Source organism: Rothia nasimurium, assembly GCF_042660305.1.
Classification (GTDB): Bacteria; Actinomycetota; Actinomycetes; order Actinomycetales; family Micrococcaceae; genus Rothia; species Rothia nasimurium.
Genome location: NZ_JBHSTW010000001.1, coordinates 17,868 through 33,910 on the forward strand (window position 1 = coordinate 17,868; position 16,043 = coordinate 33,910).

Sequence of the window (16,043 nt, forward strand, 5' to 3'; positions counted from 1 at the left end):
CTGGCTTAGCCCCTAGCTACCTTTCCGCCCCCGGCCTTGACCAGAACCTCAAAGGGCTCAGTGCTTTCCTTGGCCCAGGCTTTCGCCAAACCAACTTGGCTAGCGTAGCCTGACTCCTTTACCACTTGCCCCATGCCCAGACCTCGGACGGCAGCACGGTAGGCACGGTTCAGCTGCCCCCGCCGCCGCCACTGGGAAAAGGTCAGGCCGGTCTCCTCACGGAAAATCCGCTGAATCTGACGGACGCTACTGTACTGCGCGCTAGCTAGCTCCGCAAGAGTCTTTCTGCTCCCTAAGGCTTGAGCAGCTACGGCCTGCCCCAGGGGGCTATGGGGCCAGGGCAGGTGAAAATACAGGACCGAACTTTTTAGCAGGGCAGCGCACAGGGCCTTCCGGAAAGGTGCAACCTCTTCAGCAGTTCGGGCAGAGGCAAAAATAGCCTGCCGCAAGATACCCTCAACAGTCCGGTTTCTGCCCACATGGGTCACGGCCTGAGGCGGCCTAGCATGGCTATAAAGCATGGGCCCCAGGGCTAAACCCCCATCTCCTACCCGCACAGCATGGGGCACCTGGGGAGCCAGCCACAGGCTTTCCCCTTCCTGTAAGACATATTCTTTTCCTTCGATACGCACTACCAGGTAGCCGGTAAAAGCATGAATTAAATGGGGTAAATCGTGGCTATGGGTGTCATGCCCCTGGAAGCGTAGGGCATGTTCTGGAACGGCCGTGTGAAGCTGCACAGTCACGGTAAATCCTTTGATGTATGTACAACCGGAGAAGGTGTCACCCTGGTACATATCTTTGGCAGATATGTAACTTGGTGCCACCAAAGACCAAGGTTAGCATAGCCTTAGTAAGGGATTGAAGGGGCCAGATCAGCGCCTGTGCTCGCCCGGCCCCTAGACTTGAAAGAAGACTAGACCATGACCAGCAAACCCACAGCCCTCCTGGCAGCTATCATCCTTATCGTCACCCTCTTCTTCACCGCCTGCTCCCCCAGCAACGATGAAGCCCAAGATAGCAACCCCAGCCCTGACAGCAGTGTGCAGGTTAGCCAGCACACCGTCAGTACAGACCTCGGAGAGGTCACCATACCGGCCAACCCCCAGCGTATTGTCGTCCTCAACTACGCCCTAACCGGCTACCTTTTCAATCTGGGCCTGCCGGTTGTTGGAACCACCCCCCTGAATGCCGGATCCGATCACAATTCCTTCTCGGAAAACTGGGCGGCAGAGGCAAAGGCTAGCGGAACCACCCTGCTACCCTGGGCCAATGAGGGCTACGACCTAGAAGCAATCCTGGCCCTGGAACCCGACCTCATCGTGGCAGGTGGCCTAGGCTTTCCTTACAAGCAGGCCCAGCAACAGTATGAGGACTTGAGCAAGATTGCCCCGACCGTGGTGGTCAGCGACCAGCTAGCCGACTGGAAGTCCCAGCTCAACTTCCTTGCCACTGAGGTCTTTGAGCAGGGCGATAGCTACCAGAAGCTCATTGACTCCTACCAGCGTCGGGTTGAAGAGGTAAGGGCCAATATCACCCTGCCCCAGGGCCCAGCAGGCTTCCTGCTCTTTACCTCAAATATGTCTGCCTACGGCGTCCCTGAAGATTCCCAGCTCCCCCTTTTCTTCCAGGAACTCGGCCTTACCCTGGCCCCCATCCAGGCCGACAACAAATTTGAACTTTTCGGCTCTGCAGGTGACTCCTTCGCCCTGTCCACCGAGCAAGTCTCCCAAACCTACACCCAGCCGACCCTCTTCGTCCTGGGCTTCAATGCTGAGACCTTCCAGCTAGATGACCTCAAACAGAACAGTATCTATGCCTCCCTGCCGGCCTTCACGGAGGGCACCGTGGCCAAGCTACCCTACTGGTTCTACCGACCCGACTACGACACCACCATGGACATGCTGGACTATGTAGAGGAGAACTTCTCCTCATGAGCAACCAGGGTATAGTCACTCACCCTCTCATTCTCCGCCAGGTGCAGGTGCTCAGACGCGAGCACCTTACCCCCCGCCTACTCCGAATCACCCTGGGAGGGCCAGAACTTGGGGCCTTTGAACGTGACGGGCTGAGCCTACCTGCCTTCACCTGCCCGGCTTTTGACGACCATATCAAGCTGATTTTTGCAGCTGACGGTGATGTCCAGTCGGTTCTACCGGTTCAGAACGAGCAGGGCATCGACTGGGTTTTTTCGGAAAACCTCATCACCCGAGATTACACTCCCCGCCGCTTCAATCCGCTCTGCGGGGAACTTGACCTTGAATTTGTGCTCCACGGGCAGGGACCAGCTGCCCACTGGGCCCAGCAGGCTCAAATCGGTGACTCCCTCTGGTTTGTCGGGCCCAAATCTTCGACCCTCCTGCCCCAGCAGACCGGCCAGATAGTTCTCCTAGGCGATGAGACTGCCCTACCTGCCATCGCCCGCTTCCTGGAGGAACGTCCCCTCAGCGTCCCCCTCCTAGCGACCATCATCATTGAGAAAGAAGAAGCCCGCCTGCCCCTGCCCACCCTGGAAACCGACCGGCTTCAGTGGGTTCTAGGCTCAGCTACTGACCCTGAGCTCTGGGAAGAAACAGTGCGCTCCCTAGACCTGAGAATCGAGGCCGAGCCCTACATTTTTGTAGCGGGTGAAGCCCGTACCCTACTGCCGGTACGACGCTACCTCAGCCGGGAGCTAGGGCTAAAGAAGCATCAGCTCAATATCACCGGTTACTGGCACACCCGGCCAGAGACTGACGCTACCGGCAAGCCCCTGCCCGCACCCCAGGAGCTACCTGAAAGCCCCCTGGCCTGGTTTGCCCTCCGGGCTGCCCTTGAGGTAGGTCTGATTCAGGCCCTGGCTTCAGGGCCCCGCCCCCTTCAAGACCTAACCCACCAGTTAGGGCTTGATGCAAAGGGCCTCCTGTCCCTTCTAGAGACTCTGGCCGACAGGAATATTCTGATTCTTGGTGAAGAAGATATCGCCCTGGGGGAAGCTGGCCAGACCCTGCTTGATGACGACCGAGCCGCAGAGACTTTTATCGGCCCGCAGGCAGACCAGCTCCTGAGCATGCTCCAGTTAGGCCGCCAGCTTACAGGAAATCCCGCTACTTCCTGGGAACTTACCCAGGGCAGCAGTCTCCGCAGGCAGGCCCTGACTCAACCAGAGGTCTACCAGCTTCTCCTAGAACGGGCTGAAGTCCTTGATTTTGTAGGCCAGGCAGCCCTAGAAGGCTCCCTTTGGGAAGACTACGATAGGGTGCTTGTTCACGGCCCGGCAGCTGTGAGAGTAGCTCAGCTTTTTGAAAGGCAGCAGATCAAGCCAACACTGACCCTGCTTGAGGAAGGCCTAGGCCTGGAGCTTCTGAAAAAGGAGTGGGCACAAGAGAGACTCTCCCTAGCAGTTGATTTCCAGGAGGCCTGGTCCCAGGCCCCAGTAGGCATCTCAGCCCTGACCTCTTACGCCATGACTGACCTAGAACTAGCTGACCACCTGAGACAGGCGGCCCGCTATCTGCCCCGGCTACTTGTCTTTGTTGAGGAAGGCACCGACCAGCTGATCCCCCGCCGAGCTGAGCGTGATTTGCTACGCTACTGCCTGATAGGCCAGAGTCAGCGCCCTGAAGCTAGGGTGCGGCAGCTAGCTTTAGAGGCTGGGTTCAGCCACATCAAGCGTCAGGCCCTGGGCTGGGGGCTGGCGGCCTATGACCTGCGGCGCTAGCCTAGGGAATCTCTCACGGTGTCGAAAAGCCCCTAGTCTGCTTGGTAGGCTTGTAGCGTGACTCATGCACTTTCTTACTCTTCGTCCTCCCCCCTCGACCCCCAGCAGCTAGCGGGGGCCAGCGGTAGCCGCTCGGGCACCTTTATCGCCTTTGAGGGCGGGGACGGAGCGGGCAAGACTACCCAGATTAACCTCCTGGCGCAGGCCCTGACTCAGTCGGGCTATTCTGTGCTGGTCACCCGGGAACCCGGTGGCACTGACATCGGTGAGAAGCTACGCTCCCTGGTGCTTGAGCACGGCAAGGGGGACATCGACCCCCATACAGAAGCTCTTATCTTCGCGGCCTCCCGGGCCGCTCACGCCCACCAGAAGATTCGTCCGGCTCTTGAGGCTGGTCAGGTTGTACTCTGCGACCGCTACATTGCCTCCTCGGCGGCCTACCAGGGAGCCGGTCGCAGGCTGGGGGTCAAAACCATTGTAGATTTGAGTCGCTGGGCCACCTCAGATCTGCTGCCCGATACCACCATCGTGCTCGATGTTCCCCTGGCTCAGGGCCGGGCCCGTAGCAGTGCCCGCGGGGTAGCTGACCGCATGGAGACAGGAGATGATGCCTTCTACACCCGGGTTCACGATACCTTTATTGCCCTGGCCAAGGAGGCCCCTGAGCGCTACGCGGTCATAGACGGGAGCCGCTCTATCCAAGCCGTCCACGCCGATGTTCTAGCAGTAGCGCAGGCAGTCATCTCGTGAGCCTCTTTGATTCCCTAACCGGTCAGCCCCAGGTGCGGGCCCAACTAGCCCAGGCAGCAGCCCGAGAAAAACCCACCCACGCCTGGCTCTTTACCGGCCCGCCCGGGGCGGGAACCACCACAGCTGCCCTGGCTTTTTCCGCCGCCCTGCTCTGCGACCAGCCCGACCCAGCTGCCCGGGGGTGCGGCAGCTGCCGCTCCTGCCTCACCGTGCTCAATGGCTCCCACGCTGACTTTCTGCATTTCGCTACCGAAAAGACCAGCATCACCATTGACGAAGCCCGCGATTTTGTGGTCAAGGCCCAGGATCGCCCGGCGGTAGGCCGCTGGCGGGTCATGCTCATTGAGGACGCAGACCGCATGCCTGAGCGCACCTCCAACGTCTTGCTCAAGGCCATCGAAGAACCCCCACCCTATACCATCTGGCTACTGACTGCCCCCTCCCCTGCTGACGTCCTGATAACTATCCGCTCCCGTTGCCGTCCGGTTAGGCTGGCCCTACCCGCGGTAGCGGATGTCTCGGCCCGGCTTCTTGCCGATGCCCAGGCTCGCGGTAAAGACCTGCCCCCCCAGCAGGCGAACTTCATAGCCCGTCTAGCCCAGGGCAACCTGGAGATAGCCCACAAGCTAGCCAAGGACGCAGAAGCCCGTAAGCGCCGTAGCACGGTGGTGCAGCTACCCATTACCCTGCGCTCTCTGGCTGCCGCTATGGAAGCGGCTGATGACCTGATTACCATCGCCGAGGCAGAGGCCCAAGCCGATGCGGAGGCCCGCAATGAGGCCGAACGCGCCGCCCTGCTCACGGCTCTGGGCTACGAGGACGGCGAAAAGCTCTCCCCCAGCCACCGCGCCCAGGTACGGCAGCTGGAAGAAGATCAGAAACGCCGCGCCAAGCGCATACAGACCGATACCCTAGACCGGTTCTTAGCCGATATTCAAACCGTCTTTCGCGATGTGCTGACCGTACAGCTCTCTACCGGGGCAGAGATTATCAACGCCCACCTGGCCGACCATATCTACTCCTACGCCAAGCGCACCAGCCCCGAAGATACCCTGGCTCACCTGGACACGGTAGCCACAACCCGCCGCCGTATTCATACCAACGCCGGAGCCCGTCTGGCCTTCGAAGCCATGATGACCAGCTTCATCTCCTAGCCCCAGGCCTACCGTCAGAAAGGACACATATGGCCCAGTCTGCTCCCCGTCCGCTAGCCCAGCTAGGGCCCCTGCAGCAGCTGCGCGCAGGCAAGCTCGCCTTGCGTCTGCCCCTGCTTGTGCTTGGGCTGGTGGGGTTCGGGGCCGCCTGTGCCCTGCTTATTAAGGCCGGGCTAGGTGCCCTGGGCTGGGATGTGCTCACCCTGGGTCTCATGGAACTCACCGGGCTCAGCTACGGGGTGCTAACCATTGCTACCTCTTTTGTGGTGCTACTCTTCTGGTTGCCCCTCAAGGAAATGCCAGGTCTCGGCACCCTGGCTAACGCTGTTTTGGTAGGGCTCTCAGCCGATACGGCTATGGATATCATTCCCGACCCCGCCGGGGTGCTGACCCAGTGGGTCTATCTGGCCGTGGGTATTCTGGCCTTTTCCTTTTTTTGATGCTCTCTACCTAGGCGCCCAGTTTGGCTCCGGTCCGCGCGACGGGCTGATGACAGGGCTGGTGCGCGTCACCGGACGCCCGGTCTGGCTGGTGCGCACCCTGCTTGAGGTGACCGTGGTAGCAGCCGGTATCGCCATGGGCGGCCACTTCGGTGTGGGTACCCTGCTCATCGCCTTTACCGTGGGGCCCCTGATTGGCTGGTTCCTGCCCTACGTGACGGTGCCGCTGACCCCGCGTCCGCGCCCGGTTCCGTAGTTCGCCGGCCCATACGCAGCCCACGGCTTGCAGCCCACTGTCTGCAAGGGGACCGCAAAACCAAAAAGGGACCGCATAATATGCGGTCCCTTTTTGGAAATCTGGTCCCCTTGCGGAGGGGATTAGTTGCGGAAGCCGTGCACCGGAGAAGGAATACGACCGCCACGGGAAACAAAGACCTCAGCCGACTCGGGATGGGTAGGCATGACGGGAGCCCGGCCTAACAAGCCGCCGAACTCCACCATCTCACCAATCTCTAGCCCAATCGCCGGGATAACGCGCACCGCGGTGGTCTTGTGGTTCATGACGCCGATGGCAGCTTCATCGGCAATCATGGCCGAAATCGTGGCGGCAGAAGTATCGCCGGGAATCGCCACCATGTCCAAACCCACGGAACAAATCGCGGTCATGGCTTCGAGCTTATCCAGGGTAATCTTGCCGACAGCAGCGGCCTCAATCATGCCGATATCCTCAGAGATCGGAATGAAGGAGCCTGACAGGCCACCCACGTGCGAGCAGGCCATGAGCCCACCCTTCTTCACCGCGTCATTGAGCAGGGCCAGGGCAGCAACAGTGCCGTGGGTACCCACCGACTCCAGGCCCAGCTCTTCCAGCACATGGGCGACCGAGTCGCCCACCTCGGCGGTGGGGGCCAGGGAAAGATCAACGATGCCGAACTCCACGCCCAGGCGCTTAGCGGCCAGGGTTCCCACCAGCTGGCCCATACGGGTAATCTTGAAAGCCGCCTTCTTAATAGCTTCGGCGCAGTCATCGAAGGACGCCCCGCGCACCTTCTCCAGGGCACGCTTGACCACACCTGGGCCAGAGACGCCCACCGAGATAACGGTATCGGCTTCCTGTACCCCGTGGAAGGCACCTGCCATGAAGGGGTTATCAGAAACAGCGTTGGCAAAGACCACCAGCTTGGAGCAGCCAAAGCCGTGGGCCTCGGCAGAACCCTCAGCGGTCTCGCGAATGACCTCACCCATGGTGCGCACGGCGGTCATATTGATACCGGCACGGGAGGAGCCGATGTTCACTGAAGCACAGACCACGTCGGTTTCGTTGAGAGCACGCGGGATAGAGCGCATGAGCTTCTCATCGGCCGGGGTAGCACCCTTATCAACCAGAGCGGTGAAGCCACCGATGAAGTTAACGCCCACGGCCTTGGCAGCGGCATCCAGGGTCTTGGCGAACTCGACGTAGTCCTCGTCGTTTGATGCACCCGCTACCAGGGCAATAGGGGTCACCGAGATGCGCTTATTGATGATGGGGATACCGAGCTCAGCCTCAATGCCCTCAGCCACCTCGACCAGGCGGGCCGCCCGGGAGGTAATCTTCTCGTAAATCTTCTGACGGGCTACTGCCCCATCAGAATCAGCACAGTCCAGCAGAGAGATGCCCATGGTAACCGTGCGGATATCAAGTTTGTCTTCCTCGATCATCTGCAGGGTCTCAAGGATGTTACCGGAACGGTCGCTAAACATAGTCGGTAACTCCTAGAGGGTGTGCATGGCCTGGAAGATGGCGTCAGACTGAATACGAATCTGCACGCGCTGCTCTTCTTCAACCGACTTCATAGCCTCTTGCAGGTCGGTAATCGACTGGGCAGAATCGTCGAAGCTGCCCTGCAAAATCATGGTGAAGTAACCCTGCATGAGGGTCTGGGAAACGTTTTCGATATTGACCTTACGCTCGGCAAGTTTGGTGGTAACGCCAGCGATAATCCCTTGGTGGTCAAGGCCGGTGACGGTCAGAATGATTTTCATGGGGTTCCTTATGGTCACTTGTAGCCCCGCTCCCCGGGGTGTGGGGTGGGGTGGCTTTTGCCTCCCTTCTACTCTACCCACTTCCCCCTCCGTCCGTGGCCTAGACAACAGAAAAGCCCTGTGCTGGTCTCCGCCTAGCCCAGGGCAATCCCAAAAGCTAGCCTGGCTGACCAGCTTCGACCTTTAGTTCTTTCCTTCTGTCTTCCCCCAGAAGGCATCTTCGGCAGGACCGTCAGATGAGAAAAGTTGAACGGTAACAATTTTTCCCTCCCGCACGGTTATAAGGTCAATGCCGTCCTGGTTAAGACCGGCACCCTGACGCTGACCAGAAAAGTGAACTGGAACGGCAACTAAATCACCGTTGACCATCATGGCACCAGCTACTGCTAAGCTAAAGGTGCCAGCACTGACTGCCATCATGTCACCGATTAGGTTACCCACCGCCTCAGGCCCGCGATGAACCCCTGAAAAACGATTTTTACCGGGCTGATGCCACTCTACGTTTTTGTCTAGCATAGCGAGCGCTTCTGTTACTCGCCCTTCTGCTAGGGCCTGAAAGTAAGAAGTAACGACCTGTAAAGGACTTGCGGAAAGAGTCACTGCTGCCTCCGAAAAGTGAAATGCTGTTTTGTCGTACCCACAATATCTGTACGGTACTTACTTACCTCAAGGTAAGTACAGGGAGGATTCTAAGTGACCTTAGCCACTGCTAAATCCATCGGACTAAAGGGCCGCGCCCAGCCCTAGCGCTGGGCCGCAATGTAAAGTTGGCCGGCACCGGTGACGGTAACCTGGGTAGGTTCACCGACGTACATGACCGATCGGGTGCCGGTTAGGGTGAAGGTCTTAACCTCGTTACTGACCACTACGGTGCCCTCTGTGCATAGGGCGGTGGCTATACCCGCCAAGGGCAGGGTGATAGTTTCGCCGTCTTCAACGACCAGATGGGTGACCGATAGACGCTCGTCCCACATAGAATACTCAGCCACCTTATCGCCGGTGGGGGTAGGACGCTGAATAGTAGGTGCCCCCTGGCTCTCGCCCAGAATCTTGATAAGTTCTTCCTCATCAATATGTTTAGGGGTAAGGCCCGCGCGCATAACGTTATCGGAGGGGTTCATCAGCTCAATGGCGGTACCCGAAACATAGGCGTGCACCTGACCATCGGGAGTGTAGGCAGAATCGCCAGGTGCCAGGTAGACCAGGTTCATGACCAGGGCCACCAGCAAGCCGCGGTCACCGGGGTACTTGCTGTCAATCAGGGTGACCAGCTCGGCAACACCGGCAGCGGCTGCCTCGCTACCGGGAACTTCACCGTTCTTGGCTACCCAGGCACGTGCGGACGCAACAGTCTGCTCTACAGCCGCGGCGGCGGCGTCCTGCGGCATGCGGATAATGACGGTGAGCAGCTCCTTGGCGGTCTTAGCCGCGCCCAGGGCCCCGGTGAGCCAGGGCAGGGAGAAGTGCTCGGCGATAGCGCGCAGCTCTGCGAACTCGCGCACGCCGGTCAGGATGCGCATGGGCGAAAGTGCGATGACGGTTTCGGGCTTAGAGAAGCGGTCCTTGTAGTTACGGGCCGGGTCGTCAAGGGCGATGCCGCGGGCGTTCTCGTCCGCAAACCCTGCCTGGGCCTGCTCGTCGGTGGGGTGCACCTGAATCGACAGGGGGGATTCAATGGCAAGAATCTTGAAGAGGAAGGGGAAGGTGTCGCTGGTGCGCTGCGGGTTGAGGAAGCGAGCAGGCTGCTCACCCACCAGGGCATCGAGCGGGAAGGCACCGCCGTCCACATGAGCTACGGAGGGGGCGGACGAGTGCGCGCCCACCCACAGCTCAGCCTCCGGCTGCTCGGTGGGGGCGGGGACACCGCGCATGAGGGCCAGTGTCTCATAGGAGCCCCAGGCGTAGTTCTGAATCGGATTATCTAAAGAAAAAAGTTCACCCATAGGCACCATCAAACCATGTTCGCCCCTGCCCAGTGCGCAGTTTGTGGCGCAGAAACCTGGTGTTTATCGCCATAAATCACACAGGAAATCTGTCTGGATACCGTCTAAACAGGTCACAGGGCAATTAGACTTACTCTCGTGAATACTATTGATTTAACCGCATCTTTTAAGGCTTACGATGTTCGCGGCATCGTGGGCGAAACCATCACCGCCGAGACCGTTCGCGCAACCGGCGCAGCTTTCGTAGACGTTCTCGGTCTGGCAGGTCAGGACGTCCTGGTCGGCGCTGACATGCGCCCCTCCGGCCCCGAGTTCATGGCTGCTTTCGCTGAGGGCGCTACCGCCCGCGGCGCTAACGTCATCAACATCGGCCTGATTTCTACCGACGAGCTCTACTTCGCCTGCGGCGTTGAGAACGCTGCCGGTGTCACCTTCACCGCCTCCCACAACCCTGCCGAGTACAACGGCATGAAGATGTCTAAGGCAGGTGCTGTTCCCCTCTCATCAGAGTCCGGTCTCTTCGATATTCGTGACCTGGCCCAGAAGTACCTGAACGAGGGTGAAATTCCCGCCGTTGAGGCTCCCGGTTCTGTTTCTGAAAAGGACGTTCTCAAGGCCTACGCCGAGTACCTGCGTAACCTGGTAGACCTCTCGGGCATCCGTCCCCTCAAGGTTGTTGTGGACGCCGGTAACGGCATGGGCGGTCTGACCACCCCCGCAGTTCTGGGCGACGCTATCCTGCCCGGCCTGCCCCTGGAAATTGTGCCCCTCTACTTCGAACTGGACGGCACCTTCCCCAACCACCCCGCTAACCCCCTGGAGCCCGCTAACCTGGTTGATCTGCAGAAGGCTGTCGTTGAGCACGGTGCAAATATCGGCCTGGCTTTCGATGGCGACGCCGACCGCTGCTTCGTCATCGATGAGAAGGGCGAGCCCGTCACCCCGTCCGCTATCACCGCCCTGGTGGCTGAGCGCGAGATTGCCCGCGCCAAGGCTGAGGGCAACGACGAGCCCGTCATCATCTACAACCTGATTACCTCCAAGGCTGTACCCGAGCTGGTTGAGAAGCTGGGCGGCCGCGCCATTAAGACCCGCGTGGGCCACTCCTTCATCAAGGCTGTTATGGCCGAAGAGTCCGGCGTCTTCGGTGGCGAGCACTCCGCTCACTACTACTTCAAGGACTTCTTCAACGCCGACACCGGTATGCTGGCCGCCATGCACGTACTGGCTGCCCTGGGCAAGAGCGAGCAGCCCCTCTCTGAGCTGGGTGCTGTCTACTCCCCCTACGTCCCCTCCGGCGAAATCAACTCTGAGCTGGAAGACAAGGCCGGTGCTATCGCCCGCGTTGCCGAGTACTTCGGCGATACCGTTGAGGTCTCCGACATGGACGGCACCACCTTCGAGCACAAGGCCGAGGGCTGGTGGGCCAACCTGCGCCCCTCCAACACCGAGCCCTTCCTGCGCCTGAACCTTGAGGCCCCCGACCAGGCCACCATGGAGCGTGTGCGCGATCAGATTCTGAAGATTGTGCGTGAGGGCTAAGCCCAAGCACATCCACTTTGTACCAGCTCCTGCCCACTTTTCAGGCTTAAAGTGAGCAGGGCGCGGTACAAAAGGTAAAAACGAGGACGCCCGCCCCGCTTTCCTGCCATACGGCAAGGAAGGTGGGGCGGGCGTCCTTATCTATCTGCCCTCGGGCCTCAGACTAGGAGGCGCGGGCCTGGTCGTGCAGCATCCACTGGTCAGGGCCAAAGATCTCGTACTGGATCTGGGTGCCGGGCACACCAGCTTCTACCAGCTGGGAGCGGACGCCCTGCATGAAGCCCAGGGGGCCGCACAGGTAAGCAGAAGCGTTAGCGGGCACGTTGAGCTCAGCCACGTTGACGCGGCCCTTGAAGTTGCCCTCGCCGTCGGCCTCGATGAAGGAGACCAGGCGGCCGTTCTCGAGCATCTCAACGTAGGCGGTCATCTCATCGCGCAGGGGCCAGGTGGTGAAAGAGCGGTCGGCATGTACAACAACGACCTCGCGCTTGGAGCCGGTTGCAGCCAGCTCCGAGAGGAAAGCGATCATGGGGGTGACGCCGATACCGGCTGAGAAGAGGTAGAGGGGCTGGGACTCGTCGTCACCGAAGCCGCCCAGGGTGACGTCACCGTAGGGGTTGGAGACCTCGACGATAGCGCCGACCTGCAGCTCGTGCAGGATGGGGGTCATTTCACCGGCGGTGTCGAGCTTGATAGCGACGCGGCGCTGGTTCTTCTCGGCGGGCAGCAGGGTGAACTGGCGGGCCTGGCGCAGGCCGTCCTTAGCCTTGGTGACGATAGAAACGTACTGGCCGGCAACGGCGTCGGTCATGGCGACGGCGTTGGCGGGCTCGAAGGTAAGGTCGAGCACGTTCTCGCCGGTTTCCTTGCGCTCTACCAGGCGGAAGGGGGCGAACATGACGTCGTTGGCCTGGGAGGCGTAGAGGCCCTTTTCCAGCTTGATGAGGGCGTCGGCCATGAGCCAGTAGACCTCGGTCCAGGCTTCTGCGATTTCGGGGGTCAGGATGTCGCCCAGGTTAGCGGCGATAGCCTCGAAGAGGTACTTGTAGACGGTGGGGTATTCTTCTTCGCGCAGGCCCAGGGAGGCGTGCTTGTGGGCGACGCGGGAGAGCACCTCGTCGGGGTACTTGTCGGGGTTGGCCAGAATGTAGGAGGCAAAGACCGCGATGGAGCCGGCTAGGGCCTTAGGCTGGGTGCCTTCGAGCTGGGATGAGCGGGAGAACATGCCGTCGAGCAGGTCGGGGCGGGCGGCGAACATGCGCTGGTAGAAGTCGGGGGTGATGTCGTTGATTCGCTCGGCGATGACGGGCAGGGTTGCCTCGATGACGGGGCGGGACTTGGCTGAGAGCACGGCTCCTCCTTGGTGACAGAGTGTTGTTAAACCACCCTCAATTTAGCATACAGAATGCCAGTTTTGGGAGAAAAAAGAACCGTCCCCGCACTTTTTGCGCGGGAACGGCGTATGAGGGCTTGTCAGAGGAAGGACGCCTGGGGCAGCTTTTTTGTCTGAGCCAGGGGCCCAAGACCCAGTTCCAAGAAAACCGGGCCCATCTGCTTCTCGTTAGGCAGCTCAGAAATAACCACCGGGTCGAGCATTTTGAAGAATTCCTCGCGGGCGTTCGCCAGAATTTTTTTCAGGGAACAGGAATGGCGCATGGGGCATTCGTTCGCGCCGCCCTCGCACTCCACCATGGGAATATCACCCTCGGAGGCACGAAGTACCTGCCCTACCGTGGCACGGGCGCCGGCCTCTGACAGGCGTACCCCGCCGGTGCGTCCGCGGGTGGACTCCACCAGGCCCATGTTGGCCAAAAAGGCCACTGACTTCGCCACATGGTTGTAAGGAGTACCCACCCCCTCAGCGATCTTCTGGGTAGATATCTGCTCACCGTCGAGACCCGATAGCAGCATCAGGACGCGCAGTGACACGTCAGAAAATGCGGTAAGACGCACGGGCCAACTCCTTGAATCGTATGAGCGAGGGTGAAGCTTTCTCTCTCACGGTACAGCCAAAAAGGTTCACGGTTCAACCTTTGCCTGCCTGAAGGTCTTAATTTTCCCCCGCCCTTGCACCACTGACAAGCACAGTGCCCTTATCTGCAAGAAGTTTCACACGGCACACCTGCCCGCTCACTTGTAGCAGTTAGGGCACCTGTAAGAGTAGTATTGATACTGTAAACACTCGCGGGCGCACACACCCAGTCATCACACACTAGCTGAAGACAAGGGTCACGCTGACCGCACCCACCGTCTCTTCACCGGCCACTCCCCCGTAGCGTGCCGGTGTAGAACTAGACATAAGGAACTATCTTGTCACAGCTTGATACCTCCATCCAGGAACTCCTGTCCATTGAAGGCGCAACCGGTGCAGCTCTCGTTGACATCTCCTCCGGCATGGCTCTGGCCTCCGGCGGTTCACCCGGCTTCGACCTGACCGTTGCTGCAGCTGGCAACTCCAACGTAGTACGTGCCAAGCTCAAGACCATGAACGACCTGGGTCTGAACGGCAACATCGAGGACATCATGATCACCCTGTCTTCCCAGTACCACCTGATCAACGTTCTGAACGCTTCAGAGACCTCAGGCCTCTTCGTTTACCTGGTGCTGGACCGCAACACCGCTAACCTGGCTCTGGCTCGTCACAAGCTGAACGCCATCTCAGGCCGCATCTCCCTGTAAGTTACAGGTAGAGGCAGTCTCTCAAGCCTTATAGCTCAAGAACCCCGGCAGGTAACCTGCCGGGGTTCTTTGTAGCGTTAGGACGCCGGTGGGCGGCTAGACCAGGTCTTCGCCCAGGGCCTCACCCATGAGGGTGTCTTCGGTCGCTGCCTTGTTCTGCTGGATTGAGACCAGCTCGCCCGAACGCATCACGGCGATGCGGTTACACAGGCCAATGAGCTCAGACATGTCTGAACCGATCAGGATGATAGAGGTGCCCTTCTCAGTCAGCTCGGTCAGCATCTTGTAAATCTCGCTCTTGGCGCTCACGTCGATGCCGCGGGTGGGGTGGTTGAGAATCAGAATCTCGCAGTCGGTGGTCATCCAGCGGGCCAGGGCGACCTTCTGCTGGTCACCGCCCGAGAGCTTGCCAACTTCGCCCTGAATGTTGGTGGTCTTGATGCGCAGCTTCTGGATCTGCTCAGCTACCTCGCGCAGGGCAGAAACCTCGTGCAGGAAGCCTTCGGGGCTTTCCTTAAGGCCGGCGTTTTCCATCAGGGTCTTAGCGATGGAGCGTTCGTTGGCCAGACCCAGCTCGTCGTCATTATCTGACAGGTAGCCGATGCCGTGGGCAACCGAGTCCTCGGGGGAGCTGATGGTGGCGTCCTCGCCGTTAATCTTGAGGGTGCCGAACTTGGCGGTCTCGTCCACACCGACCAGGGCCGCGGCCACCTCGTTGATGCCTGAGCGGCGCAGGCCGGTCAAGCCGAAGATTTCACCGCGGTCTACCGAGAAGGTGACGTTGTTGAGAGAGCCCTTGGCGCTGGTCAGGTTCTCAATCACCAGTTTGGCGTCCTCACCAGCGAACTCGTCGGGGCGTCCGCCCATCTCGATTTCGCGGTTGAACATCTTAAAGGCGATTTCTTCTGCGGTCATCGTACCGGGGTTAATTTCGGTGTTGATGGTGCCCTCAGACAGGATGACGGCGCGGTTAGCCAGGGAGCGGATTTCGTCGATGCGGTGGGTGATGTAAATGACCGCGCGGCCTTCGGCGGCCAGCTTACGGGTCACCTCGTGCAGCTGGTAAATCTCGTAGTCGTTGAAGGTTGCGGCGACTTCGTCCATGAGCACCAGGCGGGTGTTCTCGGCTTCCATGCGCACGACCTCAACCAGGGCCTGCTCAGCGCGTACCAAATCGCCCATCTTGGCGCGGGGGTCTACCGCCAGGCCAATCTCTGAAATCAGTTCCTGGGCGCGGGCGACCAGGGCTTCTTCGTCGTCACCGGCGTGCTCGGTAGAGCGGAAGATAGCCTGGGCAACGGTGAGTTCGGGATCTACCTTGAACTTCTGGCGGATTGAACCGACACCGGCTTCAAGAGCTTCTTCGGGGGTGTGGGGGGCGTACTTTTCGCCGCCCAGGGTGATGGTGCCACCACCGGGGCGGTCCCAGCCGCCCAGAATCGACAGGAAGGTTGACTTTCCTGCACCGTTTTCGCCGAGAAGACCTACGATCTCACCGGCAGCTACCTCTAGATTCACGCCCTTGAGGGCACGAAGGTGCTCGTGGTTCTTGGTGAGGTTCTTGACACTCAGCAGATTTCCCACTCTGTTCTTTCCTTCCAACATGCGAGTGATGCGCCCGGGGTGCCGTGCAAAAAGCTCTGTGGTAGGTCGGTGGCTAGTCGATGAGCTTTGTGGGGGAAGCACAGCAGGGCTACACAAAATTCAGCCATTCTTAAGCATTCTACAGAATATTAAGTCGGCTTTACGTCCACTCTTTGGGGTCGTCCGCCTATCTGTCTACACGATAAGGAGGTGACCTGTACGAAAA

At 59.7% G+C, this 16,043-nt stretch carries 16 protein-coding genes and 1 pseudogene; 8 read left to right on the top strand and 9 right to left on the bottom strand.

Annotated elements, in window-relative coordinates:
* Positions 1 to 5: 5 nt before the first annotated feature.
* Positions 6 to 449 carry a helix-turn-helix domain-containing protein gene (locus ACFP6B_RS00090; RefSeq protein ID WP_377125539.1) on the bottom strand — a complete coding sequence of 148 codons (444 nt, stop codon included), beginning with the start codon at positions 447 to 449 and terminating at the stop codon, positions 6 to 8.
* Between the two features lie 99 nt (positions 450 to 548).
* A pseudogene (locus ACFP6B_RS00095) lies at positions 549 to 797 on the bottom strand (cupin domain-containing protein); the annotation flags it as partial.
* A 126-nt stretch (positions 798 to 923) separates the two neighbouring features.
* On the opposite strand from ACFP6B_RS00095, the gene ACFP6B_RS00100 reads away from it, so the two are divergent.
* The 6 genes from ACFP6B_RS00100 to ACFP6B_RS00125 are packed head-to-tail and all read left to right on the top strand — an operon-like array spanning position 924 to position 6,300.
* Entirely contained in the window at positions 924 to 1,937 is a 1,014-nt protein-coding gene (locus ACFP6B_RS00100) for an ABC transporter substrate-binding protein (RefSeq protein WP_377125190.1), read from the top strand.
* On the top strand, positions 1,934 to 3,700 hold the full coding sequence (locus ACFP6B_RS00105) for a siderophore-interacting protein (protein ID WP_377125193.1): 1,767 nt from the start codon (positions 1,934 to 1,936) through the stop codon (positions 3,698 to 3,700). The genes ACFP6B_RS00100 and ACFP6B_RS00105 overlap by 4 nt, the downstream gene beginning before the upstream one ends.
* Positions 3,701 to 3,757: 57 nt before the next feature.
* On the top strand, positions 3,758 to 4,450 hold the full coding sequence (tmk, locus tag ACFP6B_RS00110) for a dTMP kinase (protein ID WP_377125196.1): 693 nt from the start codon (positions 3,758 to 3,760) through the stop codon (positions 4,448 to 4,450).
* Positions 4,447 to 5,604, top strand: coding sequence for a DNA polymerase III subunit delta' (locus tag ACFP6B_RS00115; protein ID WP_377125199.1), 1,158 nt, complete (start codon positions 4,447 to 4,449; stop codon positions 5,602 to 5,604). Before tmk ends, ACFP6B_RS00115 begins: the two co-directional genes overlap by 4 nt.
* A gap of 29 nt (positions 5,605 to 5,633) precedes the next feature.
* Positions 5,634 to 6,044, top strand: a complete 411-nt coding sequence (locus ACFP6B_RS00120; RefSeq protein ID WP_377125202.1) for a hypothetical protein — start codon at positions 5,634 to 5,636, stop codon at positions 6,042 to 6,044.
* A gap of 49 nt (positions 6,045 to 6,093) precedes the next feature.
* Positions 6,094 to 6,300, top strand: a complete 207-nt coding sequence (locus ACFP6B_RS00125) for a hypothetical protein (protein ID WP_377125205.1) — start codon at positions 6,094 to 6,096, stop codon at positions 6,298 to 6,300.
* A gap of 122 nt (positions 6,301 to 6,422) precedes the next feature.
* Here the strand turns inward: ACFP6B_RS00125 and ACFP6B_RS00130 are convergent, their stop codons facing one another.
* From ACFP6B_RS00130 to manA, 4 genes are all read right to left on the bottom strand, one after another.
* Positions 6,423 to 7,787 (bottom strand): PFL family protein, encoded by a 1,365-nt coding sequence (locus tag ACFP6B_RS00130; RefSeq protein WP_377125208.1) that lies wholly within the window; start codon positions 7,785 to 7,787, stop codon positions 6,423 to 6,425.
* A 12-nt stretch (positions 7,788 to 7,799) separates the two neighbouring features.
* Positions 7,800 to 8,069 carry an ACT domain-containing protein gene (locus ACFP6B_RS00135; RefSeq protein WP_377125211.1) on the bottom strand — a complete coding sequence of 90 codons (270 nt, stop codon included), beginning with the start codon at positions 8,067 to 8,069 and terminating at the stop codon, positions 7,800 to 7,802.
* A gap of 183 nt (positions 8,070 to 8,252) precedes the next feature.
* Positions 8,253 to 8,669 (bottom strand): nuclear transport factor 2 family protein, encoded by a 417-nt coding sequence (locus ACFP6B_RS00140; RefSeq protein WP_377125214.1) that lies wholly within the window; start codon positions 8,667 to 8,669, stop codon positions 8,253 to 8,255.
* A 143-nt stretch (positions 8,670 to 8,812) separates the two neighbouring features.
* Complete coding sequence (gene manA / locus ACFP6B_RS00145; RefSeq protein ID WP_377125217.1) at positions 8,813 to 10,012, bottom strand: mannose-6-phosphate isomerase, class I; 1,200 nt, start codon at positions 10,010 to 10,012, stop codon at positions 8,813 to 8,815.
* A gap of 138 nt (positions 10,013 to 10,150) precedes the next feature.
* Here manA and ACFP6B_RS00150 point away from each other — a divergent pair, with 138 nt between their 5' ends.
* Positions 10,151 to 11,554 carry a phosphomannomutase/phosphoglucomutase gene (locus tag ACFP6B_RS00150; RefSeq protein ID WP_377125220.1) on the top strand — a complete coding sequence of 468 codons (1,404 nt, stop codon included), beginning with the start codon at positions 10,151 to 10,153 and terminating at the stop codon, positions 11,552 to 11,554.
* Positions 11,555 to 11,717: 163 nt separating this feature from the next.
* On the opposite strand, the gene ACFP6B_RS00155 is transcribed toward ACFP6B_RS00150, so the two are convergent.
* Together ACFP6B_RS00155 and ACFP6B_RS00160 are read right to left on the bottom strand one after the other, a co-directional pair.
* Complete coding sequence (locus ACFP6B_RS00155) at positions 11,718 to 12,905, bottom strand: globin domain-containing protein (protein ID WP_377125223.1); 1,188 nt, start codon at positions 12,903 to 12,905, stop codon at positions 11,718 to 11,720.
* A 122-nt stretch (positions 12,906 to 13,027) separates the two neighbouring features.
* Positions 13,028 to 13,507, bottom strand: a complete 480-nt coding sequence (locus ACFP6B_RS00160; RefSeq protein ID WP_135013335.1) for an RrF2 family transcriptional regulator — start codon at positions 13,505 to 13,507, stop codon at positions 13,028 to 13,030.
* Positions 13,508 to 13,864: 357 nt separating this feature from the next.
* On the opposite strand from ACFP6B_RS00160, the gene ACFP6B_RS00165 reads away from it, so the two are divergent.
* On the top strand, positions 13,865 to 14,233 hold the full coding sequence (locus ACFP6B_RS00165; protein WP_135013333.1) for a hypothetical protein: 369 nt from the start codon (positions 13,865 to 13,867) through the stop codon (positions 14,231 to 14,233).
* Positions 14,234 to 14,329: 96 nt separating this feature from the next.
* On the opposite strand, the gene ACFP6B_RS00170 is transcribed toward ACFP6B_RS00165, so the two are convergent.
* The gene (locus ACFP6B_RS00170) at positions 14,330 to 15,817 is read right to left on the bottom strand and encodes a sugar ABC transporter ATP-binding protein (protein ID WP_237186972.1); all 1,488 of its coding nucleotides are present in this window, start codon (positions 15,815 to 15,817) and stop codon (positions 14,330 to 14,332) included.
* Positions 15,818 to 16,043 lie beyond the last annotated feature (226 nt).